Annotated in this window: 23 protein-coding genes; 15 read left to right on the top strand and 8 right to left on the bottom strand. The window is 39.9% G+C overall.

All coding sequences use genetic code 11. The features are described from left to right. Positions 1 to 51 precede the first annotated feature (51 nt). Positions 52 to 2586, top strand: coding sequence for a M1 family metallopeptidase (locus tag AC27FM_RS09385; protein WP_487087673.1), 2535 nt, complete (start codon positions 52 to 54; stop codon positions 2584 to 2586). A 69-nt stretch (positions 2587 to 2655) separates the two neighbouring features. Here the strand turns inward: AC27FM_RS09385 and AC27FM_RS09380 are convergent, their stop codons facing one another. The 3 genes from AC27FM_RS09380 to AC27FM_RS09370 form a co-directional block, all read right to left on the bottom strand. Continuing rightward, entirely contained in the window at positions 2656 to 3354 is a 699-nt protein-coding gene (locus AC27FM_RS09380) for a Bax inhibitor-1/YccA family protein (RefSeq protein ID WP_487087671.1), read from the bottom strand. Positions 3355 to 3424: 70 nt separating this feature from the next. Then, complete coding sequence (locus AC27FM_RS09375) at positions 3425 to 4504, bottom strand: YdcF family protein (protein WP_487087669.1); 1080 nt, start codon at positions 4502 to 4504, stop codon at positions 3425 to 3427. Between the two features lie 105 nt (positions 4505 to 4609). Continuing rightward, positions 4610 to 6442: an FAD-binding protein gene (locus tag AC27FM_RS09370; protein WP_487087667.1), complete on the bottom strand. Its 1833-nt coding sequence runs from the start codon at positions 6440 to 6442 to the stop codon at positions 4610 to 4612. A 111-nt stretch (positions 6443 to 6553) separates the two neighbouring features. Here AC27FM_RS09370 and AC27FM_RS09365 point away from each other — a divergent pair, with 111 nt between their 5' ends. Then, positions 6554 to 7477, top strand: coding sequence for an HNH endonuclease (locus tag AC27FM_RS09365; protein WP_487087665.1), 924 nt, complete (start codon positions 6554 to 6556; stop codon positions 7475 to 7477). Positions 7478 to 7511: 34 nt separating this feature from the next. Here the strand turns inward: AC27FM_RS09365 and asnA are convergent, their stop codons facing one another. From asnA to AC27FM_RS09350, 3 genes are all read right to left on the bottom strand, one after another. After that, positions 7512 to 8519: an aspartate--ammonia ligase gene (gene asnA, locus AC27FM_RS09360; RefSeq protein ID WP_487087663.1), complete on the bottom strand. Its 1008-nt coding sequence runs from the start codon at positions 8517 to 8519 to the stop codon at positions 7512 to 7514. Positions 8520 to 9107: 588 nt separating this feature from the next. Then, positions 9108 to 9845, bottom strand: coding sequence for a matrixin family metalloprotease (locus AC27FM_RS09355; protein WP_487087661.1), 738 nt, complete (start codon positions 9843 to 9845; stop codon positions 9108 to 9110). A gap of 72 nt (positions 9846 to 9917) precedes the next feature. Continuing rightward, positions 9918 to 11060: an ArgE/DapE family deacylase gene (locus AC27FM_RS09350; RefSeq protein ID WP_487087660.1), complete on the bottom strand. Its 1143-nt coding sequence runs from the start codon at positions 11058 to 11060 to the stop codon at positions 9918 to 9920. Positions 11061 to 11193: 133 nt separating this feature from the next. Between AC27FM_RS09350 and AC27FM_RS09345 the strand changes: the two genes are divergently transcribed. Continuing rightward, positions 11194 to 11493 carry a DUF2316 family protein gene (locus tag AC27FM_RS09345; RefSeq protein WP_487087658.1) on the top strand — a complete coding sequence of 100 codons (300 nt, stop codon included), beginning with the start codon at positions 11194 to 11196 and terminating at the stop codon, positions 11491 to 11493. Positions 11494 to 11525: 32 nt separating this feature from the next. Here the strand turns inward: AC27FM_RS09345 and AC27FM_RS09340 are convergent, their stop codons facing one another. After that, the gene (locus tag AC27FM_RS09340) at positions 11526 to 12365 is read right to left on the bottom strand and encodes a mechanosensitive ion channel family protein (RefSeq protein WP_487087656.1); all 840 of its coding nucleotides are present in this window, start codon (positions 12363 to 12365) and stop codon (positions 11526 to 11528) included. Positions 12366 to 12562: 197 nt separating this feature from the next. Here AC27FM_RS09340 and AC27FM_RS09335 point away from each other — a divergent pair, with 197 nt between their 5' ends. From AC27FM_RS09335 to AC27FM_RS09315, 5 genes are all read left to right on the top strand, one after another. After that, a complete protein-coding gene (locus tag AC27FM_RS09335) occupies positions 12563 to 13129 on the top strand; it encodes an NADPH-dependent FMN reductase (RefSeq protein WP_487087654.1) in 567 nt (188 codons plus the stop codon). Between the two features lie 21 nt (positions 13130 to 13150). Further along, a complete protein-coding gene (locus AC27FM_RS09330) occupies positions 13151 to 14278 on the top strand; it encodes an NADPH-dependent FMN reductase (protein WP_487087652.1) in 1128 nt (375 codons plus the stop codon). 2 nt (positions 14279 to 14280) lie between these two features. After that, a complete protein-coding gene (locus AC27FM_RS09325; protein ID WP_487087650.1) occupies positions 14281 to 15216 on the top strand; it encodes an FAD:protein FMN transferase in 936 nt (311 codons plus the stop codon). 117 nt (positions 15217 to 15333) lie between these two features. Further along, positions 15334 to 15921: a peptidylprolyl isomerase gene (locus AC27FM_RS09320; RefSeq protein WP_487087948.1), complete on the top strand. Its 588-nt coding sequence runs from the start codon at positions 15334 to 15336 to the stop codon at positions 15919 to 15921. A 20-nt stretch (positions 15922 to 15941) separates the two neighbouring features. Then, positions 15942 to 16292 (top strand): DUF2200 domain-containing protein, encoded by a 351-nt coding sequence (locus tag AC27FM_RS09315; RefSeq protein ID WP_487087648.1) that lies wholly within the window; start codon positions 15942 to 15944, stop codon positions 16290 to 16292. A gap of 35 nt (positions 16293 to 16327) precedes the next feature. On the opposite strand, the gene AC27FM_RS09310 is transcribed toward AC27FM_RS09315, so the two are convergent. After that, the gene (locus tag AC27FM_RS09310; RefSeq protein ID WP_487087646.1) at positions 16328 to 17485 is read right to left on the bottom strand and encodes a cation:proton antiporter; all 1158 of its coding nucleotides are present in this window, start codon (positions 17483 to 17485) and stop codon (positions 16328 to 16330) included. 324 nt (positions 17486 to 17809) lie between these two features. On the opposite strand from AC27FM_RS09310, the gene AC27FM_RS09305 reads away from it, so the two are divergent. The 7 genes from AC27FM_RS09305 (at position 17810) to AC27FM_RS09275 (ending at position 24297) form a co-directional block, all read left to right on the top strand. Further along, positions 17810 to 19090 carry an ABC transporter substrate-binding protein gene (locus tag AC27FM_RS09305; protein ID WP_487087644.1) on the top strand — a complete coding sequence of 427 codons (1281 nt, stop codon included), beginning with the start codon at positions 17810 to 17812 and terminating at the stop codon, positions 19088 to 19090. Continuing rightward, the gene (locus tag AC27FM_RS09300) at positions 19077 to 19955 is read left to right on the top strand and encodes a carbohydrate ABC transporter permease (RefSeq protein WP_487087642.1); all 879 of its coding nucleotides are present in this window, start codon (positions 19077 to 19079) and stop codon (positions 19953 to 19955) included. The genes AC27FM_RS09305 and AC27FM_RS09300 overlap by 14 nt, the downstream gene beginning before the upstream one ends. After that, complete coding sequence (locus AC27FM_RS09295; RefSeq protein WP_487087640.1) at positions 19948 to 20766, top strand: carbohydrate ABC transporter permease; 819 nt, start codon at positions 19948 to 19950, stop codon at positions 20764 to 20766. Before AC27FM_RS09300 ends, AC27FM_RS09295 begins: the two co-directional genes overlap by 8 nt. Before the next feature lie 10 nt (positions 20767 to 20776). Further along, positions 20777 to 21868 (top strand): ABC transporter ATP-binding protein, encoded by a 1092-nt coding sequence (locus AC27FM_RS09290; protein WP_487087638.1) that lies wholly within the window; start codon positions 20777 to 20779, stop codon positions 21866 to 21868. Between the two features lie 2 nt (positions 21869 to 21870). After that, positions 21871 to 22710 (top strand): metallophosphoesterase family protein, encoded by an 840-nt coding sequence (locus AC27FM_RS09285; RefSeq protein WP_487087637.1) that lies wholly within the window; start codon positions 21871 to 21873, stop codon positions 22708 to 22710. Positions 22711 to 22824: 114 nt separating this feature from the next. Beyond that, on the top strand, positions 22825 to 23364 hold the full coding sequence (locus AC27FM_RS09280; protein ID WP_487087635.1) for a GNAT family N-acetyltransferase: 540 nt from the start codon (positions 22825 to 22827) through the stop codon (positions 23362 to 23364). Positions 23365 to 23451: 87 nt separating this feature from the next. Continuing rightward, complete coding sequence (locus tag AC27FM_RS09275) at positions 23452 to 24297, top strand: aldo/keto reductase family protein (RefSeq protein WP_487087633.1); 846 nt, start codon at positions 23452 to 23454, stop codon at positions 24295 to 24297. Positions 24298 to 24799: the final 502 nt, after the last annotated feature.

Below are 24799 nucleotides of genomic sequence, written 5' to 3'. Positions count from 1 at the left end.
TCATAGTCGTATAATGTAATTATTCTGAACAAACTAGAGAGGGGTAACTTAATGACTGAACTAACTCATTTTTATCAAAAATTCCAGCCAACGCATTATGATATCTACCTAGATATCAATCGAGCAACTAAAAAAATAGCTGGTAAGACTACAATTACTGGTAAAGCCTTGATCGAGTCGATCTCTATCCACCAAAAGGGACTAGAAGTAAGCCGAGTTCAAGCTGACGGTTCAGACGTACCGTTCACAACTGTTGCAGAAAACGAAGCTATCGAAATCACTCTGTCAAAGACGGGTGAAGTTACGTTAACGATCGACTATACAGCCCCACTGACTGATTCGATGATGGGTATCTATCCGTCATATTACGAGGTTGATGGTGTCAAGAAGCAGATCATCGGGACACAGTTCGAAACGACCTTCGCACGCCAAGCCTTCCCTTGTGTCGATGAACCTGAAGCTAAGGCTAAGTTCGATATCGCTATCAAGTTTGACGAACAAGCTGGCGAAACGATCTTGAGTAATATGCCTGAAATCAAAAATGAAGATGGTGTACATTACTTCGATACGACTGTTAAAATGTCGACTTATTTGATCGCCTTTGCCTTCGGTGACCTTCAAAGTAAGATCACTACAACTAAGAGCGGTGTCAAAGTCGGAGTCTTCGCTACTAAAGCGCACAAGGCTAACGAATTGGATTTCGCCTTGGATATCGCCAAACGGGCGATCGAATTTTATGAAGATTTTTATCAGACACCTTATCCATTGCCACATTCATGGCAATTGGCACTACCAGACTTCTCCGCAGGTGCGATGGAGAACTGGGGCTTGGTAACTTATCGTGAAGCTTATCTGACACTGGATCCTGACAACACTTCACTTGATACGAAGCAACTAGTTGCGACAGTCATCACTCACGAATTAGCTCATCAATGGTTCGGTGACTTAGTAACGATGAAGTGGTGGGATGACCTCTGGTTGAATGAGAGTTTTGCCAATATGATGGAATATGTTTCCGTTGATGCGATCGAACCTGATTGGCATGTCTGGGAAATGTTCCAAACGTCAGATGTTCCGGCTGCCTTGCAACGTGACGCAACTGACGGCGTTCAATCTGTTCACGTGGATGTTGAAGACCCAGCAGAGATCGACTCACTCTTCGACAGTGCGATCGTCTACGCTAAAGGGGCTAGGATGCTAGTAATGATGCGGGCTCTGGTAGGAGACGATGCTCTACGTCAAGGTCTAAAGAACTACTTTGCGGCTCATCAATACAACAACGCCCAAGGAAATGACTTGTGGTCTGCAGTCGGTGAGGCCGCTGGCATGGCTATCGGAGACATCATGAATTCATGGCTCCAACAACCGGGTTATCCTGTGGTGACTGCCTCAGTCGTCGATGGCAAGTTGACACTTTCGCAGCAACAATTCTTCATCGGTCAAGGTGAGGACAAAGCTCGTCAGTGGAAGATTCCGTTGAATGGTAATTACGATGCGGTGCCTAAGATCATGGCTGATGAAACGATCGTACTCGGCGACTATGACCAGTTACGTCAAGTAGCGGGACAACCATTCCGCATCAACGTCGGCAATAATTCACACTTTATCGTGAAATATGACGATGGTTTGTTACAAGATATTTTGGATCATCGAGAAGATTTAGACGCCATCTCACAATTGCAGATTTTGCAAGATCTACGTTTGTTGGCAGAAGGCAAACAAATATCTTACGCTTCGATCGTGCCACTATTGCCAAAATTTGCGGACAGTCATTCAACCGTCGTCAATGCAGCGCTCTATCGAATCGCTAATGACTTGAAAAAATTTGTGATTCATGGCTCTGATGATGAAAAGGCACTGCAAAGATTGTACGATCAATTGAGTGCTAAAGAAGTCGCTAGATTAGGCTGGACACCCAAGGCTGGCGAATCAAATGACGACCAATTGACACGTCCTTATGTTTTGAATGCAGCATTATATGCTGAGAATCCAGCTGCTATATCTGCCGCACACGAACTATTTGTCCAAAATAGCGCCGATTTAGCAGCTTTATCTGCAGACGTACGGATCTACGTCTTACGCAACGAAGTTAAGCACTATGGTAGTGCAGCATTATTCGATCGATTGTTGAACGAATACCGTAAATCATCTGATGCTAGTTATAAGCAAGACTTGTGTGTCGCTTTGACGGCTACACCAGACGCTGATTTAATCGCAAAACTGATCGAAAAATTCGAAGATGCTGAAACTATCAAGCCACAAGACTTACGCGCATGGTTCCGTGGTGTCTTGGCTAACAATGATGGTCAGCAAGCTGCTTGGGATTGGATCAGAAATGATTGGCAATGGCTAGACGATACAGTTGGTGGTGACATGGAATTCACGACTTACATCACGGTCATCTCAATGATCTTCCACACACCAGAGCGTTTGGCAGAATTCAAAGAATTCTTTGAACCTAAGTTGAATACACCAGGTATGACTCGTGAAATCAGTATGGATATCAAAGTTATCGAAACACGTGTAGCTTTGGTAGAGGCTGAAAAACAAGCTGTCAATGCAGCTATTGCAGAAGTTATCGCCTAAAAATAAATAACAAAATAAATAAGCATCGGTAATCCCGTATTAGACAGGGTCACTGATGCTTATTTATTTTTAGTTACTATTACCGAAGATCGACAAGATACTCAAGAAGATATTAATAAAATCAAGTACCAAGCTGATCGATGCTACTAAAGCGATAGCACCAAGGTTTGGTGAGCCTTGCGCACTAGTGTAGATGCGTTTGATATTCTGCGAGTCAAAGGCAATGTAGAATAAGAAGATGATGATAACAGCTATATTAACTAGTAGTGCTGCCACAGAACTGTGGAAGATCAATAAATTGATAACTGAAACGGCGATGATTGAGATCAGGCCGATCAATAAAGTTCTGCTCCAACTAGTTAAGTCCTTCTTAGTGAAGAATCCGAATCCAGCTGAGACTACGAAGACTACCGAAGTAACAGCTAGGGATTGCACGATGCTTTGAGCGGTATACATGTAAAATACTGGAACACCGAAGACCGATAGTGCAAGTATGAATGCAATGTAACTGATAAACGTCATTAAGTAAGAACGATTTGCGAATGTATTAGCCATGCTGATGAAACCGAACGCTACTAATATGGTACCGATGGAAAAGATGAGCGCATGTGAACTCATCATGTTCATAATTGATGCGGAAAGTGCAGTGTTTCTAGCGATGGCATTAGCAGCCACAGTCCAGAAAGCTACACCCAATCCTGTGTACAAGTACACAAGAGAAGTGAATCGAGCCAAACCAGTGGCTCTTGCTTTGTCCATTGTTTGCATTTAGTACCCTCCTTTAGTATTGAATATTGTAACAAATAACGCTTTAGTTTGCATTGATGTGAATCAACAATTATCTAATGGCGTAACGAGATTCGATCCAAGCTAGGATGCAGGCACCGACCACGATAAGTGCAATGGCAGCCGCATGCCAGTATTTATTGCGCATGAAGATGGCGATGTATTCACGGATGATGGCGTTAGGTAGGAAGAACCTGGCGGTGTGTGCGCCAATACCGTCAGCTTTCAATCCAGCTTGTTTAGCTACCATCCCCGCACGAAAGGTGTGATAGCCGTTGGTGACGAAGATAGTCTTGGCGGATGTATTTTGCTGTTCGATCAATTTTTTTGAGAACAACATGTTTTGATAAGTATTCTTTGATTCGGTTTCAACCAGACCGTCATGGCTAGGTAAGCCTTGCTGCACAGCGTAATTCAACATTGCCACACCTTCAGGTATCTTCTCGTCACCGCCTTTACCACCAGAAAAAATCATTTTGGCAGCTTTACCAGTCTTCTTGAGTTGTTTCTTATAGAATGCTAGTCCGCGATCGATGCGTCGAGCTAATAGTGGTGAGACTTTTTCACCATTGAGTAAGCCGGCACCTAAAACGATAATATAATCTTGATTATATTTGGGATGATTAAATTGATACAACACTAGCATCGTCAAGTAGTTATAAAACCAAAATAGGACGTAGAACAAGATCAGGTTGGCGATGATAGTGACCCAAGTAACTATGAAGGTCGGTAGATACTGGGTCATGAGGCCGGTAAAGAGTGGTAAAGCTAAGATGGCGATTCCTAAGACTAATGTCAACATGTTGGCTAATGAGTGACTCTCACGTTTCCAGACTATCCAAGCGTTCCACAGTAATAGAAGTGCTTGTAAAGCAAAGGTGATACCGACGAGCAATAGAAACAATACAAAAATCGTAACACTGATAACTATCAAGGGATGGTTATTCGTCCCTAAGATCGTTATGGCTAGCACGGTTAAGAAGGTATATAGGAATAGTGAGAACCAAATACCATTACTCAAACGTCGTTTTTCTTTATGATAAGCGAATCCAAAACACGCTCCAAAAAATAATGGTACCAGCCACGACCAGTAAACTATGGCTGGTATCGGGAACCAGACTTGTTGACCCATGGAATACCCCCCTGAAGTTAAGCAATTATAAATTTTATTTTAATATTTAACTTGAGGGAAATCAAAAAATGAGTCGGTAAAATTTACCAAACTCATCTGTTTTTATTATTCAGTTATTTGATCAGCGTGTTTCAAGGCATCACTAACAGCCTCTTTGATGGCCCGACTGGAAGCTGAAGCACCTGAAATAGCGTCAACTTCGACCGAGTTCTTGGCAACAATATCTTTAGGTAGTTGCTCAACAGCTTGTTTGCCGTAGTCATCAGATTCACTTTGTTTCAAAACTTCAACATTCTTAATGTTAGTTTGATCATCAACGGTAACTCGAACGACGATCTCATTACCCATACCAGCAGTAGATTTACCGATATATTGATTAGGACCAGTTTCAAAAGTTTCTTCACCGATGTCAGAACCTAAACCAGCGCTAGGATCATTGTGCGTGCTGGCTGATGTTTCAGCATCGTAGTCAGTATTATCAGTCACACTGGCGGCATTTTCACCAGCGATCTTACCAATGATCAAATCTTCAGCTAGGTTGCTTCCACCGTTGTACTTACGTCCCATCATGCTACCTAATTCTCCAGCGGCGTATAGGTGAGGGATGACCTTGCCATCGACATCGACCACTTCAGCTTTGGCATTGTGGATCGGTCCACCTTGTGTGTTCAACAGACCTTGAACCATAGCTAGAGCGTAATATGGACCATCGTCGAACTTAGCTAGTGTTTCAGGAGCACGATCGAAGGCGTAGTCACGTTTTACATCTGCGAAGTGATTGAAGTCTGCGACTGTGCTTTGAAGTTTTTCAGCATCCGCATCGATCTTCTCAGCTAGTTCTACTAAGGTATCAGCCTTGACTACTTGGTCTAAGAATTCAGGATATGGAGCTTCTTTGTCGGCAGATAATTCCGCAAACTTCTTAGCATCGAAGACAACGTAGGGATGTAATTGCGCGTTAGGTATCCGCCATTGACCGTGATCTTGAATGTGACCATGTCTGTGGATCTCATTCTCATCGAAGTAACGAGTGCCATCATCACCAACTACGATCACGCTACCTTGATGGAAGGCTGGCCAGTCGAATGGTAAGAACTGTGACCGTTGACCTGCTTGCGGCTTTGGTGTCAAACCATGGAAGATACCGTAAGCTTCATAGTTAGCCATGTTATACAATTTAGCACCTACATCTAAGGCCATCGTTACACCAGCACCTTGATTGTACAGTGAGCCGATCGGATTCAAACTAGTTTCACCAAGGTAAGTCTCGACCATTTCAGGATTGTTTTCAAAACCACCAGTAGCCATTACAACACCCTTGTTGACTTTGACGTCAAGCAATTTTCCATCACGTTCGATTTGAACACCGATGACTTTTTTACTATTTTCATCTTGAATGAGCTGCTTAGCAGGTGATTCATACAGGACATCTATTTTGTCCGCACGGTCGATGACTTGTTGCCGTAAGTTCTTCCAGAGTGCTGAATCGGCGACGCCTTCGTGTAGAGCTACTAGCTCGTGTGTTGCTTGTCCAGGTAATTCGGGATATTCGTGAGCCATGAAGTAGAGTGCCTTTGACACGGGTGACTCTGGGTGTTGGCCCATGACGAATGGTGTCACACCGAGATATTTTTCTATGAATTCTGGAATATGATACAATCCCTCAACGTATGTATCCATCAATTCCTTATCGTATTTGAGTGGATAAGCCAAGCTATCATAATACTTCTTAAGGTCATCTAAGTCGTCACCTGAAGAAATAACTTGTCCAGCATAACGAGTATTACCACCCTCATGGCCTTCAGGAGCTGAATCAACAATCAGTACTTTAGCGCCGTTGTCAGCCGCAAACCTAGCAGCTGTGGCACCAGCACCACCAAAGCCTAGGACGGCAACATCATAAGTTGCGTCCCAACTTGTATATCTATCTTTGAACATTTCCTTCACTCCTTTACAATACTTATATAGATAGTATAAATCTATTTATAGTTTGTGGTAACGATTACACTCTTATAATTATCTAAAACAAATAAAGGTCGTTGATAAAGTATGCAGAACTACTATTATAATGAAGAACTAAAAAATAAAGATACGAATTACTTCATCATCGATTCGGGTTCGAATGTTGAACATGAGGATATAGATTTTAAAATTTATAGCTGGCGTAAAGATCTAAATAAAAAAATAAAACCGGGCGACTTGTTTATTTATCGTCGCTCTGGTGGTGGATCAGAGTATCGCAACCAATTTTATTTGTTCGGTTCAGGTAAATTGGGTGAGACGATGAAAAATTCCCTATCGAATCGGGCAATAATCAAGATTGATCAGCCGTTCGTCTTCGATCGGAAACTATTCAAGTCGGATTTAGAAAACTTTGATTGGAAATTCAAAAAGCACCATGGTCTCTGGAGCAATTTCTTTAACATGAATGGGATAACACAAATAACTCAAGCCGATTTCACTAACTTACTCATCTATCAAGAGCAACTCTGTGGTGATGTTCTTGACCTATCACAGTCGGAAGAAAAATTAGCGGCTTATATTTATCAGAGTGAACAGCTGGGAGAGTTTTTTGTTGAAGATAGAATCGGCGAGCTGGATACCTATAACCCAGCTCAGAAAGTCTTCACAGACTTGATCCTAGCTAACTATAACTACCAATGTGCCATCACCAAAGAGACTGAGATCCGCGAATTGACGGTCGTCCGTATCGTTTCTTGGGTAGATGAAAAAAATTCACGTATGGATTTTAGGAACGGGATCTGTTTGACCAAATGGCTGGCAGAGGCCTTTGAAGCAGGGCAGATAGCCTTTTCTGGGGATGGTAAGATGCTCATCTCTGCTCAAACTGATTCAGCTTTGTTGAATAAATTGTCCTCAGTCCAATACAAGAAACTGCCGATGCATAAACGTTATTCACCTAAGAAAGAATACTTAGAGTATCATCGCGAGCATGTGTTTTTGAGAAAATAAAAAAGAGCCGCGATGTCCGCAGCTCACTTATTAATTATAGGATTTGAATTTTGTGTTCGTAACATTGGTCGATCATATCTTGAGGCCAAACACTGGCTTGAACTTCACCAACATGGGCCTTGCCTAGTAGCAACATACATAGACGTGATTGTCCGATACCACCACCGATAGTATATGGTAGTTCACCGTTCAATAACATTTGGTGATATGGTAATTTGAGACGATCTTCAGCGCCTGCATCTTTTAGTTGAGCCTTCATTGATTCTTCGCTGACACGGATACCCATACTTGAAATTTCCAAGGCCATTTGGAGAGGTTCGTACCAGAATAAGATATCACCGTTCAACTTCCAGTCATCGTAATCAGGAGCACGGCCGTCATGACGTTTGCCTGATTTCATCTTGCCACCGATTTGCATCAAGAAGACACAACCGAGTTCTTTGGTGATGGCATTTTCACGTTCTTTAGGAGTCATGTCAGGGAATCTGTCTTCGAGTTCTTGGGCAGTAACGAAGTGGATTTCATCTGGTAAGTGATAGACAGCTTCAGGGAACTTGTACCAAACTTCGTGCTCCATATGCTTGATGACTTTGAAAATATCGCGAACAGTGCTCTTCAAAGTATCGATGTTACGTTCGTCCTTAGAGATGACCTTTTCCCAATCCCATTGGTCAACGTAGATCGAATGGATGTTGTCGAGATCTTCATCTTTACGGATAGCGTTCATGTTAGTGTAAAGACCTTCATGCATTCCGAAACCATAACGTTTCAAAGCAACACGCTTCCACTTGGCAAGTGAGTGAACGATTTCGATAGTTTGATCAGGGATATCTTTCATATCAAATGAAACGGGTTTTTCAACACCGTTCAAGTTATCGTTCAAACCAGTCGATTTTTCAACGAACATTGGTGCTGATAGACGTGAAAGGTTGAGTTCCTTACCGAATTCATCTTGGAATGTTTCACGGATGTAGCGGATAGCTTTTTGTGTATCGATAACTGATAGTTTTGGATCGTATGATTCTGGAATTGTTAAATGCATAAGATTATCTCCCTTGATTTTTGATTGAATTGATAGAAGACGGGTAACAAAAAAAGTCTTCCATCCCTAATAAAAGGGACGAAAGACTTTCGCGGTACCACCCAAGTTGCTTATCTAAAATAAGCCAGCTCAATAAGAGTACAAAACAACTATACTCTGCCGATGGTAACGTACCGGTTACGTCTAGTCCTACTTTGGCTCTGCCATTTCAGCTAGAAACATAAGAAAGTGTTATTCAAACAATTCACGCACTGTTTTGGGTTCTCACTCATCCCAATTCACTGTCAGGCTAAAAAGTCTTACTCTTCTTTCTTGTCGTCTTTATCTTGTGACACTTATAATAAGCATTTATTTTTGAAAAGTAAAGTGTAAATTAAAAAATTACTAATGATTTTCAAATTTTTTAGTTATTTTTTGAAAAATAACTGCTTAGAAACGTTGATTAGATACTCTTTTTTAGAGAGATGAGAAAATTGAAAAATAATTTAATATCCCAAAAAAATATTATAATTAAATAAATTATATTAATTTATTGGAAAAGAATGCTACGAAAAAACTCCAGTCTTCCGGTTGAGGATGACTGGAGCTTTATTTGTTATAAATAGCCTTGAGACCAGCGATGTCAGCTTCGGAGAGCGTTCTGACACCTTGATTGGTCGGGTACATGATGGAACTAGTATCGGTACTGTGATTCAGACCTAGCGCATGGCCCAATTCGTGCATCGTGACCGAGTCACTGACTGATTCAGCGTAATTCATATTGATCTTAGCCGAAGCGTGATTGATGGCTGACTTAGAAGGGTCGTTAGTCTTGTAAGTCAGCTGAGGACCACCAGTTCCTAATTCTAGTGTCTGCGCATCTTGACCTTCATCTTTGTAATAGATCGAGAAGGTTATCGTATTATCACTAGAATGACCTGTACCTTCAACCAGTTTTACGACGCCCGTTTGATTATAGGCATAGATCGCATCGTTAAAAGCTTGACGAGCGACTTTCGGTGTTTTGGCAGTGAAGTGATAATAATAAGTATTGCTCAAAGCAAACTTATTCACCATCGAAAACGCTGGCGTCTGGTCGGCAGAACTAGTCTGCTTGTCCTGTGAGGTAGCGGAGGCCTGTTTAGTTACGTCGGTAGTTGTGGAAGTCGTTAAGGACCTCAGCTTAGGGACGTAATCCGAGACAGTAGCTTCTAAATAACTCTTGGATTTGGATAGATTAGTAACGATCTGTGCTTGCAAGGTAGTCGGTAAGACATTGGTATATTCAGCTAAAAATATACCGCCCAAGACAAACAACAGTACAAACGATATAATGTGCCTTCTCATGTATAACTTCTTTCCTTAGACATTGTCCCATTAGTCTACAATCAAAGTTCATGAATGTCTATTAAATTAATGTTACAAATATTTAACAAAAATATCTTTGTATATATCGATAAATTTTAGATACATTTCTTTATTAACGTGTTCGTTAACTTGATGGGGCGTGTCGTTTCCGGGACCGAAGATAAGAAAATTAAAATCATCCGGCTGGTTGCGTAAGAACATTGCGGCGTCCGTTGTTGCAGCGATACCGTACTTGCCGATATCTAAACCTGTGTGTTCCTTGGTCACTTCACCAGAAATATCTAGTAGTTTTGAATTAATCGTGGACTTCACTGGGTTGAGTTTCATAATCACTTTCAGCGCCAGTTGATAGTCATCGTGTTGAGAATTCAGTTTGTTCATCAGAACTTGGATGTCATTCAATACTTGATCACTGTTGTATTCTGGGAGAGTTCTTGAGTTGATCTCAGCCTCAGCATGGTCAGGAATGGCGTTGATCTGTGTGCCGCCGTTGATGGTGGTGATGTTGAAGAGGAAGTCACCCATGACGTCGTCGGTTTTGCCAGTATGCTTGAATTCGGTATTAGCTTGGGATAAGAAATCTAAGAGATGGTCGACAGCGTTGTTGCCACTTTGAGGCATGGAACTGTGTGCGGCTTTGCCTTCGGAAGTGACCTTGAGATCGAGTGAACCCATATGTGTATAGACTAAATTATAGCCAGTAGGTTCACCGATCAATAGTCCGTCAGCGTCATCCATGTAACCAGCTGTTGTGAGTTGGTCTGCGCCATATTCACCTACTTCTTCCGCAATCGTAGCTAGCAATCTGACTGTACCGATTTTTGGTAAGTTTTGCTCATGTAATTCGATCATGGCGATGACTAGTGCCGAGAGACCAGCTTTCATGTCCACTGCACCTAGACCGTAGAGCTCGCCGTCTTTTTCGGTCAATGTGTGTGGATCGGTCTGCCATTTTTTCGGATCACTGACATCGACAGTATCCATATGACCACTGACCGCTAGTATCGGTTTTCCGGAACCTATTTCCGCGACTAGGTTACAACGGGTGTCGGAATACTGAACTAATTTCGATTCGATCCCATGATTCGCAAATAAATTTTGTAAGTACTCGGCAGTTTCTTTTTCATGGTCATTAGCTGTGTTGATTGCAACTAAATCGGATAAAATATGAATCTTCTCTGTTTCATCCATCATCAAAACTCCTTTGAGTTATTTAGTTAGTTGACACATGTTAATTGTAGTACATAACTCAATTTATGTGATATTTATTTATTGAAAATTGTGGTCTAGAGCGATACGATACCCCTAAAGTGAAGGAGGGTTAGTTATGTCACTAACTAAAGAGGAACGAGAGACTACAGTCAGAGAGTTACATGAGAATATTGCCTTATCAGATTTGACACTAGCTCAAATTGCTGAAGATCTGGGCACCTCCGCTGAAACGATCGAAGAGATTTCTAATTTACGAATCGACACGATCGAACAGGCTTGGATATTGAGAAATTACTTATTAAAAAAAATAATAGCCTCTGGCAAAGAACCAATTGTATTTACGAGCCTAGTCGGGGATTATCACGACTATGATTTTTTGGATGCAAAACTGATCGATGCTGGTCAAATAGTATGAAAAAAGACTACGATATTTTTATCGTAGTCCTTTTATTTGGGCAAGTTTATCCCTGCGTCGTGCAGTGCTGATAAATATTTGCTCATGAGTGTATTTTTAACGTGGAATTGTTCGCCATGCTCAGCGTAGGCGATGATCTGAAGCACCAAAGTACCATCATTTAAATTAGAAAATCCTAGAAAGGTAGGTGTCTGAGTGATTTTTAGTTCGTGGATATTTAATTTGGAATTGACTCCTTCGATGACTTGCTGAATCTGGTCAAAAGGTGAGTCACTGGCAACGGGGATCTCTACCAAGGCTCGCATGTCGTTGCGAGATTGATTACTGACGACGGTGATATTACGATTGGGGATGAAATTCAGCGTCCCATCAGGACTTTTGAGCTGAGTAGTTCTGATACCGACGTAAGTAACGGTGCCTTCGATGTTGTTGACCTTGATATAGTCGCCGACACTGATCTGCTGTTCTAGCAAAATGAAGAAGCCGTTGACCATATCGGAAACAAATCCCTGGGCCCCCAGACCAATTGCCAAACTGAAGATTCCGGCACCGGCGATCAAGGTTCCGACAGGAATACCGATAGCGGATAAGATGGCGTAGATCCAAAAAAACAATAAAATATATTTGAAAATATTCAAGACGATCGTATAGATCGTATCCATTTTGTTTTGCGGGATGGGATTTTTGCTCAGCTTGAGATTGCTGTTAAAAATATGTTTGATGATCTTCTTACCGATCCAGTTGATCAACAGTAGAACGATCGTCAGTAGGATCAATTGTACGATGACTCCTAGGACGTGTTGTGCCAGTCCTTCCCAGTCAACTTTGAAGAACAAATTCTTGATGAAACGGTTCAAATTAAGACTATCCACGAGGATTTTCCTTTCTATGCTTATTAAAAAAGTTTATGAGGTCATAAGAAATTAATTCCAATAATTTAAATGAAATATATAAAATTGTATATAAAAATTCTGAAAGCGCTTGCCTATCTTTGCAAATCATATTAAAATTAAACTTGTGAAGTATTTTTCAATTTTTTTATAAAATGTCAGTCAACGGGAGGTTATTTATGAAAATCGAAGCAATCGTGGGTTCCAATAAGAAATTATCTTATAACCGTAAATTATTGCAATTTATGGAGAATCATTTTACCGACGACGAGATCCATATTAATGAAATCAAAGATATTCCTATGTTCAATGAGAATTATCCAACTGGTGAGGAAGATAGTGATCCAGAACTAATCACCGAATTAGCTGAAAGAATCGAAGCAGCCGATGCAGTTATTATCGGTTGTCCCGAATACAATCACTCAGTTCCATCAGCTCTGAAGAGTGTCATTGAATGGTTATCATATCGCATTCATCCACTTCATGGCAAACCTATCATGCTAGTGGGAGCATCAATCCATCCCCAAGGATCTTCACGTTCACAGACACATCTACGTGAAATCTTAGATTCACCGGGAGTGTTCGCAGAAGTATTCCCTGGAAATGAATTCTTCCTAGGTACAGCCAAAAAGGCCTTTGATGGAGACGGTGAGTTGATCAATCAAGGAACAGTTGGTTTCTTGGAACAATGTTTTGATGGATTCAAAAAATACGCAGAAGATGTTAATGACTTTAATGCCAAATAATTGGGAAAGGAAGAATACTCTATGAAACTTGTTGCTATTGTCGGTACTAACGCTGATTTTTCATACAACCGGAAGTTGCTGGAATATATGAAATGGCATTTTAGAAATGCCGCTGAAATTGAACTACTAGAAGTAAAACAATTACCACCATTTAATGAAGATTTACCTTACAGTGAACAAACTGAGGTTTGGAAATTCAATAATAAGGTAAATACTGCTGACGGTGTGATCATTGCGACGCCTGAATATGATCATTCGATCCCTGCTGCTTTGAAGAGTGGCTTGGAGTGGCTATCATATCATCACAGGACCATGAAAGAAAAACCAGTCATGATCGTTGGTGTTTCATATGGAACACAAGGTACATCACGTGCCCAACAACAATTGCGTCAAATGTTACTATCACCTGATTTGAACTCAAACGTTCTTCCCGGTAGTGAGGTATTGATTGGAAATGCTGCAAATACCTTTGACAAAAATGGATTTGTGACAGATATTAAAGTTGTTCATAATTTGGAAGATAGTTTTGCAGCATTCAATAGATTTGTAAAATCAAATATGCGTTATCTAGAAGAGGGAGACGATACTATGACAGAACCACATATCAGTAGTGAAGCAAAAGTGCAATTCCGCACAGGTAGTTTAAAGGTTAAAGAGATTCAACAAATCTTCAACACTCTACCATTCGAAATTGATTTTATCGATGACCAAGATCATTTCGCTTATTATTCAGATAAACCTGACCGTGAGCATGTTCGTTATCCATCAGAAATCGGTGAAGGTATCGAAGAATGTCATCCACCAAAGGCTTTGCCAGGAGTTAAAGCTATCATGGATTCATTCAAACTAGGTACTAATGACCACGTAGAACGTTGTCTACCATTGAACGGCCACAAAGTATGGATCAACTACTATGCTGTTCGTGATGAAAATGGCAGATACCTAGGAACAATGGAATTCACTGGAAATGTTGGACACTTAGTTAACTTAGTCAAAGATGGCAAGTTCGATGGCTTCCCAGATGCTACATCAGGTGCTTCAAAGCATGATGATGATGAAGCAGCTACTGGACCAGCTGCTGCTGCAGAAGCCGACGCTACAACAGGCGCTTCAGAACATGACGATGAGAACGAAGATAAGACAGAATAATTATGATAGATGATTTAGCCAAGTATCGTGTCGATAAGTCAGGCTATGCACTCGGTACGACGATCAACTTGACAACTTTTGGGACCGTCGATGATGTTGGGGTCAATGAAGCTTTCAAACTCATCCAAAGGTATGAAGATTCATTGACCGTGAATCGGACGGATTCAGAACTCATGGCGATCAATCATGCTGCTGGCACTGAAGCGGTACAAGTTTCAAGCGGAACTTATGACTTAGTCAAAACGGCGATCACTTATAGTCGTCAGAATTTTGGCTTCAATGCGACTATTGGACCGCTGGTAAAATTGTGGAAGATCGGTTTCGTAGGAGCCAATCTGCCGAGTGATGACGAGATTTCAGAACGAATGAAGTTGATCGATCCTGACGATGTGAAGTTAGACGACAATAATCTGTCAGTCTTCTTGAAAAGATCAAGCATGGAATTGGATCTAGGTGGTATCGCCAAGGGTTATATTGCTGACAGGATTCGGGATTTGTGGAACTCCATGGGCATTATCAGTGGCATCATCGACTTGGGCGGTAATGTCTTGTTCGTCGGCGAAAGCCCGACTCATGATGACAAACAGTGGATCGTGGGTGTCCAAGATCCGACGAGCAGTAGAGGTGAGACGATCGGCAATGTTCGTATCGGCGCATGTTCGGCAGTTACGACAGGTATTTATGAACGCTATTTAGAGATCGATGGAAAAAAGTATCACCATGTGATCGATCCTAGGACGGGATATCCGCTAAAGACCGAGTTAGCGGGTGTCACAGTCTTCGTGAAGGATTCGATCGAAGGTGAATTAGAAGCTAAACGCTTATTCTTTGCTGGAGGTCCGATCCCCGATTGGGGCGTTGATAACAAAGATATTTATGGAGCCGTTTTGATTTATCAAGATGGCAGTTTCACATCTATCAATGTGGATGTGATTTAATTAAAAGAGAATTCGAAATTATTTTCGGTTCTCTTTTTTGTTTTAATGTTTAGATGCCACTACTGAGAGTGATTATTGGTATAATTTGAATTATTAATAAAATGAACTTCGAGAGGAATAATAATGTATCCACAATTAGATTTAGACAACGCAACTGGCACTAAAGTAACTATCAAAACTAACCACGGTGACATCAAGATTCAATTATTTGATGAATTAGTACCTAAGACGGTCAAGAACTTCGTAGAATTGGCTAAGAAAGATTACTATAACGGTGTGATTTTTCACCGTGTGATTCCTGACTTTATGATTCAAGGTGGCGATCCCACTGGTACTGGTATGGGTGGAGAAAGTATCTACGGCGACGCCTTTGAGGATGAATTCTCAGATGAGTTATTCAATCTGGACGGAGCCTTGTCAATGGCAAATGCTGGTCCTAATACCAACGGTAGTCAATTCTTTATCGTTACTAACCAAAATATGCCTAAACGCATGATCAGCCAAATGGCACCTGCTGGCTATCCAGAAGAAATCATTGCTGCATATAAGAATGGCGGAACGCCTTGGTTGGATCACAGACATACCGTATTCGGTCAAGTCATCGACGGTATGGATGTGGTAAGAGAGATCGCTAAAGTGAAGCGTGATCGTAGCGACAAGCCTAATGAAGATGTTGTGATGGAAAGTGTTGAAATCGCAGAATAATTAGAATCGGAGACGGACTAATGACTAATCCTCGAATATTGAAAATGACATTTAGTAGTATTTATCCCATGTATATTCAAAAAGTCGAACGAAAAAGCCAACCAAGTGCCAATGTTGATACGGTTATCTGTTGGTTGACAGGCTATGATGAAATTGGTTTAAAGAAGCAAATAGACTCGGATGTAACTTTGCAGGATTTCTTTGATCAAGCTCCACATATGAATGATAATTGTCCATTGATCACCGGTGTTATCTGTGGTGTGCGGGTAGAAGACATTGAGGATCCACTGATGCAGAAGATTCGCTACATGGACAAGTTAGTCGACGAGGTTGCTAAAGGTAAGTCGATGGACAAAATTTTACGTAAATAAAAAGCGAGCTGTGACTGTTGTCACAACCCGCTTTTTTAGTCGAGTTCAGGAGAACCCTTAGCAGCGTGTTTGAGTAGGAAAGGAGCTATCAGTGTAGTTAAGATAACTGCGGCGATGATTGCTGAATAATAATCTGAAGAAATCAATTTGGATTGATAACCGATCTGTGCGATTATCAGGGCCATCTCACCACGAGAGACCATCCCGGCACCGACCATGTAGGATTCATTCAGACTGAATTTTGACATGCGCGCACCTAGACCAGCGCCGAATAGTTTGGAAATGATAGCGACGATAGTTAGAACGATGATAAACCACAAGTCATTTTGAATGCCATTTAGTGTCATATTCAGACCAATACTTACGAAGAAAACTGGAATGAAAATGGCATATCCGATCGGTTCGATACTACGATCCACTTCGTCTCGTACTTTGGTTTGTGAAATAGCAATACCGGCGAAGAATGCACCAACAACTGAGCTCAAGCCGATCAAATCAGCGATATATGCCATACCGAAACAGAGAATCATAGCCATGATAGTAGGACCGACAGGAATGAATAACTGCTCGCCGATCTTTGCCATATATGGCGCAACGAATTTAACAACGAAATAAATAGCGATGAAGTAAATTATTTGTTCCGCAAAAGTGATGAATAGAGATGGTCCACTGGAAGTCTTGCCACCACCTAGTAAACTGACCATCACACTCAAGATCACTACGGCCAAAATATCATCTACGACTGCAGATCCAAGAATAGTCGCTCCGGCCTTGCCGTTTAGGACATCCAATTCTTTTAGAACTGCGACTGAGATCGACACGGAAGTAGCAGCAAAGATAACACTCAAGAATAAGCTTTCGACAGCATTCATATGGAACATCATACCAACACCGTATGTCAGTGCTACGGGAACGATGACTCCGAGGATGGCGACTAAGAAACTAGGCTTTAAATATTTTTTGAGTAGTTTCATGTCACTCTCGATACCTGCGATAAACATCAGGATGATAACACCCATCTCCGAAAAGACGTGGATAAATTCGGTAGGTTTGACCCAGTTTAGAATAGCCGGTCCGAGAACTATCCCGATCAGTAGTTGTCCGATAACTGCAGGGACACCGATTCTAGAGGAATAGTGACCGACCAATGTTGTTGCGATTAGTATTAGGACTAGTATGCCTAAAAAACCCATAAATTATTTTTCTCCTTAGATTGAATTAATTGGACGAAAAAAGCTCCAAAATAAACCCTCCCACACCCCTGAGAAGGAATTACCTTGAAGCTTACGCCAACCGATTTGCTATATTTGAATTTACAACATGATAACATATCAGAATTACGGCTGTATAGTCAGTTGCTCATTTTTGAGCGATATTACTAGCTGAAATAAATTAAATAATTATAATAGTGGCACGGTAATTTCCCTGTTTTTGTAAACTTTACATAAACGATACATTAACTATATAAGAAATATACAATTCTTTTTTAATATGTACTACACATAGGAGGAAGAGAATTGAAAACAAAATATTTTAAGCAATTTTTAGCTCTGATCGGTTTAGTTCTGATGGCGTTTATCTTTACAGGTTGTTCATCAACTTCTAAATCATCAGCCAAATCAGTAACACACATTACGTACTGGCACGTTAATGCTCAAACCCAAGGTGGCGCGACTGTTGATGAGTTAGTTAAGGAGTTCAACAAAACTCATAAAAATATCAAAGTAACCGCTAAGTATAATCCAAACATGTATCAAGGTTTGATGCAAAATCTTCAATCTGCTCAAGCCTCAGGTAAAGTCCCTGACGTTACTCAAGTGGGTTGGGCTTATGATAATTACTTCTCTAGCAACTTCAAATACATGACACCAACTGATGCAGCTAAGAAGTTTGATGGCAACGACAAGTTCATCACAGATCATTTCTCAACTAAGACTTTGTCATTCGCCAAGGATGCAAACAAGAAACTTGTAGGATTACCTTACTCACTAAGTACTCCGGTATTGTTCGTCAACAACGACCTATTGAAGCAATACAACATAGATATCAAGACATTAGATACTTGGGAAGGTGTACAAAAAGCCGCTAAGAGTATCAATGAACAAAGTGGTAAATACGGAATCTACATTCAAGAGCCAGGCGACACATGGGCACAACAAGCAATTATGTTGAGTCACGGTGCAGATATCCAAAAGAACGGTAAGGCTGCCTTTGCTAGTTCAAATGGTGAAGGTGCATACAAGCTCTATCAAGAAATGGTTACAGACAAATTAGCTCTACATACACCATGGGCTCAAGGTATGGATTCCTTTGTTAAGGGTGACGTAGCTATGGCGTTTACAACGATTGCTCAAGCATCACACATCAAGAAAGGTGCCAGCTTCAATGCTAGTGCTATCATCGCACCACATTTCGAAGGTCATAAGACTGTTGTTCCAGTAGGTGGCTCGATGTTAGCTATCACTGCTCAAGATCCTACACAACAAAAAGCTGCCTGGGAATTTGAGAAATTCATGTTCAAAGCAAGTTCATCAGTTACTTGGAGCAAAGGTACAGGTTACTTACCTCCAACTAAAGATGCACTAGACTCAAAAGAATTCAAAGAATATGTTAAAGAAAATCCAATGCTTGTACCAGCGGTAAATACTTTGGATAAGGCTATTCCGTGGACATCATTCCCTAAGAATGGTTTACAAGCAGAACAAGCAATGATCGATGCTCGTGACAAGATTTTATCTGGTAGTGATATTTCATCTACATTGAAATCGGCTCAGGAAAAGATTAATGCACAACAATAAAAAAATATTACCTTTTCTCTATCTATTACCAACTGGGTTACTACTAACAATTTTTATGATAATTCCAATCATTTATACGTTTTATTTAAGTTTCTTTGATTGGAATTTGATTGCACCAACTAAGGATTTTGTGGGGCTGAGAAACTATATTGAAGTTTTCACCGACCCAGTTAATCAAAAAGTGTTAGTTAATACTTTTTTCTACATCGTTTTATTACTAATTTTGAATTTCATTGTTCCATACGTTATTTCACTGATCGTTAAGTTTTTTATCAAGAGAATGCAAGGGGCTTACAAGATAATTTTCTTCATACCCAGTCTGTTCTCATTAGTAGTTGGAGCGATGATCTTCACTTGGATATTGAACCCTGTTTCTGGACCAGTGGCATTTTTATTCAGAGAGAGTGGATTCGTTTTACCTAATTGGACCAATTCCGGTGCATTAGCGATCGTAGTCTTGTGCTTGATCACCAATTGGAAGGTCTTTGGTTATAACTTCATTCTGTTACTGACAGGGCTAGGCTCGATTCCTAAGAATATCGTTGATGCTACCACGGTCGACCGCATTCCCAAGTGGCGCATGATTTGGAACATCGTTTTACCAATGAATAGAAGCATCGCAATTTATGTTTTGATATTGACGATTGTCCAAGGTCTCCAATACGTATTTACACCGATCAATGTTATTACGACCGGTGGTCCATATTACGGATCTTCTAACGTTTTGTACCACACGTATTTGAACGCATTCGTTCTATATAAGACTGGTAATGCCTCGGCTCTAGCCATCACAACATTTTTGATCTTCCTAGTCTTGCTATACTTAGAAATCAGATTTGTGGAAGGTAGGTCGAAGTATGAATAATAAGAAGTACGTTTTATGGCATTTGCCGTTAATAATTATCGGTATCATCGCCTTGCTACCAGTAGTGTTTATGATTTCTAACTCATTTAAGACCTTGCAGGAATCATATCAATCGATATTGAGTCTGATCCCTAGTAAACCTACGGTGGCTAATTACACGACTTTGAATCATCAAGTCAATCTGATTCGTTTGATCTGGAATACATTTTTTATGGCTACACTGGTAACTTTAGGTAAATTATTTACTGGATTACTAGCCGCATACGCCTTTCGATATTACCAGTTCAAACATAAAAACCTGATTTACTTGTTATTCGTAGCAACGATTTTCGTACCGTTCACGATTGTTATGATTCCTAATTACTTAGTAATTGCTAAATTGAATCTGCTCAATAGTGTTATCGGAGTTGCCTTACCACAGTTGTGTGATGCAACGGGGATCATGATCTTTTTGAAGACAATGGAAAAAATTCCTAGTAGTCTGTTTGACTCATTAAAGATCGACGATGTACCTAATCATCGGATTTTCTTTAATATTGTTTTGCCAATATTGAAACCGAGTGTCATCAGTGTCGGTGCCATGTTCTTCATTAATTCATGGAATGAATATGTATGGCCAACATTGATCTTGAAGGATAAGGGAAGTTTTACATTGCCGTTGGCCCTTCAGAATTATATTTCTAGTGAGGGTGGAACTAACTTCCCATTAGCTATGGCACTTTCATCAATCATGATTATTTTACCGTTGATTATATATTTGATTTTTCAACGTTATATCTTGAACAGTATCAGCAATAGTGGACTGAAGTAAGGAGTACAGAATGAACGATAATAATGCAACAATTGAATTAAAAAACGTTACCAAAGATTTTAAAAATACCAAAGTTATCGACCAGTTGAATTTGAAAATTGCGGCTGGAGAATTCTTAGTCTTATTAGGTCCATCTGGATGTGGTAAATCTACTACATTACGTATGATTGCTGGTCTTGAAACTGCAAGTGATGGTGAAGTTTTGATCGACGGTGACGACTTAAAGAAAAAGGCAAATGATGGTCACACAATAGCAATGGTTTTCCAAGATTACGCTTTGTATCCTAACATGACGGTCTATCAAAATTTAGAATATGCTCTAAAGGTTCATAAAGTTGCCAAGAGTGAAAGGCAAAATCGTCTGACTTCTATTTTGAAAACTCTGAACTTAACAGATTATAAGGACCGTTTACCGTCAGAACTTTCCGGTGGTCAAAAACAACGTGTAGCCCTCGGCAGAGGGATGGCTAAGAAGAGTAAGATATTTTTACTTGATGAACCATTGTCTAACATTGATGTGCAATTAAGAGAAAAAGCACGTGATGAGATTCAGAGTCTCCATGATCGAAATAAACAGACGATTGTTTACGTGACTCACGACCAACTTGAAGCGATGGCTCTAGGCGATCGTATCGCAGTTATGAATGACGGTATTATTCAAATGGTAGATACGCCAGAGAATATTTATAAAAACCCCGCCAATTTATTTGTCGCAAAATTTATTGGCACACCGCAGATCAATGTTCTACCAGTGCGATATCAAGATAATGCACTACTCTTGGGTGAGCAACGATTATTTAAAACTACGGCTACCAAATTTGAGACTGGGAAAGAATATCTTTTGGGTGTTCGTCCAGAACATATTAAGGTTTCGGTTGATTCGGTGGATGAAACTGCGATGTCAGCACAAGTCACCAAAGTGGTCGATTATGGTAGATTTACACAATTGACGCTCAATCTTGATGAACACAGTACGATCAAGGCGGTTACTAAGAATATGGATTACAGTATTGGAACTAAAGTCTTTGTTCGCATCGAAGAAGAAACAAGTATTATTTTTGACAATGACTCTCAAAAAAATATCTATTGGGATAGGGCTTAACTTTGAAAAATAATAAGTTAAAGATAGTTCAAATAACTGATACTCATCTAACTCCAAGAGGTTCCAAGCCTGCTAATCATCAGCAAGTGGATCCTTATATCAAGTTACAAAATATATTTCAGGATATTGAATTGATGCCAGAACGACCGGATATGGTGGTTATCAGTGGAGATTTAGTACATGAAGGTGTGGAGTTTGACTATCAAAAATTGAAAGACATAGTCGATTATCAGAGCAGATACATGCCAATTTATGTGATATTGGGTAATCACGATCGAACTGAGGCCTTTTATCGAGGCTATTTGGGAGAAGAACCACAAGATAAGTACTATTACAGTATCTCAACAGATTCTTGTGATATTTATTTTGTTGATAGTACCTATGGTGATATCGAACAAGGCTATATCAGTCAGGATCAATTGGATTGGCTAGATGATTCACTTCAAGCGTCTGAAAAAAAACTATCGTTGATTTTTATGCATCATCCAGTTGATGGTCCAGCAGTGACACACATGCGTTACAGTATCTTACAAAACGGGGAAGATCTTTTAGATGTTGTTCGAGGGAGCAATGTTAAAGCAATTTTTTCCGGACATATTCATTTTCCGACGGAATTTAATCGCGAAAATATCTTATGTAGTACAGCCGATTCCAGTGCATATCATATCAATTGTGACAATCATCATAATCACTTGGTCATGGACGGGACTAGTTATAATATTATTACCGTTGAAAATAACAAGGTGGGTGTAGAGACTAGATCTCTGCTATTACATGATGAAATTATCAATCAAGTTCCAGTTGATGACACAGGTTTTGTTGACTCCAAAATATTTAATTGATCACTTAAACACAACTACTTTTCTTAACCGTATCTACTTTTGTAGGTGCGGTTTATTTTATTCTTAGTAAATTTGACTTAAAATAAAAGAATTATTGAAAAGGTAGATGATTGTTTGATAAAAATTAGATCAGCTGTTGAAGAAGATGCACAAGCTATATTAGATATTTACAAACCATATATTTTAGAAACAACGATCACTTTCGAATATGTCGTACCGAGTATTGATGAATTCACGGAGAGGATCAAAAATATTGCTAAAAAATTCCCTTATTTAGTAGCAGAAGAGGATGGAAAAGTAGTTGGTTATGCTTATGCCAGTGAGTATAATTCAAGAGCTGCTTATGATTGGACGGTGGATGCGAGTATCTATGTCGATCTCCAACAAAAAGGTAAGGGTATTGGAAAGACGCTCTATCAGGTATTAGAGACGGAGCTAACTAAGCAAGGTGTCGTCAACTTAATGGCGTGTATCACTGAGAGTAATCAAGGCAGTGTTAAGTTCCATGAGAAAATGGGTTATAAATATTTAGGTAGATTTGAAAAAGTCGGCTTTAAATTCCATGAATGGCTGGACATTATTTGGATGCAAAAGGTACTGAATGAACATACTAGAGCAACTGCTCCGCTAAAATCTTTAAAAAAACTCATATAAAATACTTGCTTTAAAGTCCACTTGAGGGTTTAAGATGCACGTACTGATTGAATAATCAGTCTTAAACCTATTAAAGAAGGTATTTAAATGACTCAATTAACAGAAACTTTTAAATTATCAAACAATGTAGAGATTCCTCAAGTAGCCTTTGGTACATGGCAAATACCAGCAAGTAAGGCACATAAGGCAGTACTAGATGCACTGACTATCGGTTACCGCCATATTGACACTGCACTGGCTTACGAAAACGAAAAAGAAGTAGGACAGGCGGTTCGTGATTCCGGAATCAATCGGGAAGAGATATTCGTCACATCTAAATTACCAGGTGAGACGAAGACGTATGAAGGTGCGCTAAGTGACTTCAGTACTACTATGAATAATCTGGGGCTTGATTATTTAGACCTATATTTGGTCCACGCTCCATGGCCATGGGGTCAGATCGGATCTAATTACGATAAGGAAAACCTTGACGTATGGAGAGCTATGGAAGAAATATACGAATCTGGTCGTGTCAAAGCTATTGGAGTTTCTAACTTCAATGTTCACGATTTAGAAAATGTCATGGATTCAGCCAAAATAAAACCAATGGTAGATCAAATTCAATATTATGTAGGATACACAGAACCTAAGATCACTAAGTTTGCAAAGGATAATGACATTTTGGTTGAGGCATATTCACCACTAGCAACAGGTGGCTTGGTTAATAATGCTGATATTAATGCAATCGCAAAGAAGTACGATGTCAGCGTTCCGCAATTGGCGATTAAGTTCGTGATTCAAAATGGAGTTCTTCCATTACCTAAGGCAACACAATTACCACATATTGAAGCTAATGCTAAATTGGATTTCACTATCAGTGATGAAGATATGGCAGTTTTGAACCAAATGCCAGATACAGCTCCATCGACATTTCACAATGATACACAAGAATAATTTGTAAGACATTCTGATTGGGGGATGTCTTTTTTTGTGGCATAATAGTCTTCAATCATGCTGGTCAGCTTGAAAATGGTTAAAGAAAGCCATATTTTTTTGGCACGAAACTTAAACGAATATAAGTGATATGAATTGTTGACATAATATAGTAGATTTTTGTACAATAGTACCTGAAGCTGGGATCGCAAATAGTCAGTTGTAATGATATTTTCAAGAAAAATCAAAAAACTTTGAAAAAGTACTTGCAATGCTGATGATCAACTAGTAATATATTACCTGTTGTTGCGACACAGCAACGGCGACAACGACTTGAGAGCTTTCTGCTTCTCATCTCGTTGAAAAATTATTTTAAAAAGTGCTTGACATTATGTTGATCGCTTGATAAGATAATTAAGTCGCTTGTTAAGAAGTTCACTTCTTGACAACGGTAGACCTTTGAAAACTGAACAAAGTTTTAACAATCAATTGTGTAGGCCTTTTAATTAAGGTTTAAAGTTTT

This window comes from Companilactobacillus sp. y65-5 (genome assembly GCF_057541095.1).
Note: the sequence above shows the minus strand (reverse complement) of the source record. Positions and strands in the feature narration are given on the sequence as shown.

Coding starts and splice junctions, on each gene's coding strand:
- AC27FM_RS09385 (WP_487087673.1), top strand. CDS start 52: ATGACTGAACTAACTCATTTTTATCAAAAATTCCAGCCAACGCATTAT.
- AC27FM_RS09380 (WP_487087671.1), bottom strand. CDS start 3,354: ATGCAAACAATGGACAAAGCAAGAGCCACTGGTTTGGCTCGATTCACT.
- AC27FM_RS09375 (WP_487087669.1), bottom strand. CDS start 4,504: ATGGGTCAACAAGTCTGGTTCCCGATACCAGCCATAGTTTACTGGTCG.
- AC27FM_RS09370 (WP_487087667.1), bottom strand. CDS start 6,442: ATGTTCAAAGATAGATATACAAGTTGGGACGCAACTTATGATGTTGCC.
- AC27FM_RS09365 (WP_487087665.1), top strand. CDS start 6,554: ATGCAGAACTACTATTATAATGAAGAACTAAAAAATAAAGATACGAAT.
- asnA (WP_487087663.1), bottom strand. CDS start 8,519: ATGCATTTAACAATTCCAGAATCATACGATCCAAAACTATCAGTTATC.
- AC27FM_RS09355 (WP_487087661.1), bottom strand. CDS start 9,845: ATGAGAAGGCACATTATATCGTTTGTACTGTTGTTTGTCTTGGGCGGT.
- AC27FM_RS09350 (WP_487087660.1), bottom strand. CDS start 11,060: ATGATGGATGAAACAGAGAAGATTCATATTTTATCCGATTTAGTTGCA.
- AC27FM_RS09345 (WP_487087658.1), top strand. CDS start 11,194: ATGTCACTAACTAAAGAGGAACGAGAGACTACAGTCAGAGAGTTACAT.
- AC27FM_RS09335 (WP_487087654.1), top strand. CDS start 12,563: ATGAAAATCGAAGCAATCGTGGGTTCCAATAAGAAATTATCTTATAAC.
- AC27FM_RS09330 (WP_487087652.1), top strand. CDS start 13,151: ATGAAACTTGTTGCTATTGTCGGTACTAACGCTGATTTTTCATACAAC.
- AC27FM_RS09325 (WP_487087650.1), top strand. CDS start 14,281: ATGATAGATGATTTAGCCAAGTATCGTGTCGATAAGTCAGGCTATGCA.
- AC27FM_RS09315 (WP_487087648.1), top strand. CDS start 15,942: ATGACTAATCCTCGAATATTGAAAATGACATTTAGTAGTATTTATCCC.
- AC27FM_RS09310 (WP_487087646.1), bottom strand. CDS start 17,485: ATGGGTTTTTTAGGCATACTAGTCCTAATACTAATCGCAACAACATTG.
- AC27FM_RS09300 (WP_487087642.1), top strand. CDS start 19,077: ATGCACAACAATAAAAAAATATTACCTTTTCTCTATCTATTACCAACT.
- AC27FM_RS09295 (WP_487087640.1), top strand. CDS start 19,948: ATGAATAATAAGAAGTACGTTTTATGGCATTTGCCGTTAATAATTATC.
- AC27FM_RS09290 (WP_487087638.1), top strand. CDS start 20,777: ATGAACGATAATAATGCAACAATTGAATTAAAAAACGTTACCAAAGAT.
- AC27FM_RS09275 (WP_487087633.1), top strand. CDS start 23,452: ATGACTCAATTAACAGAAACTTTTAAATTATCAAACAATGTAGAGATT.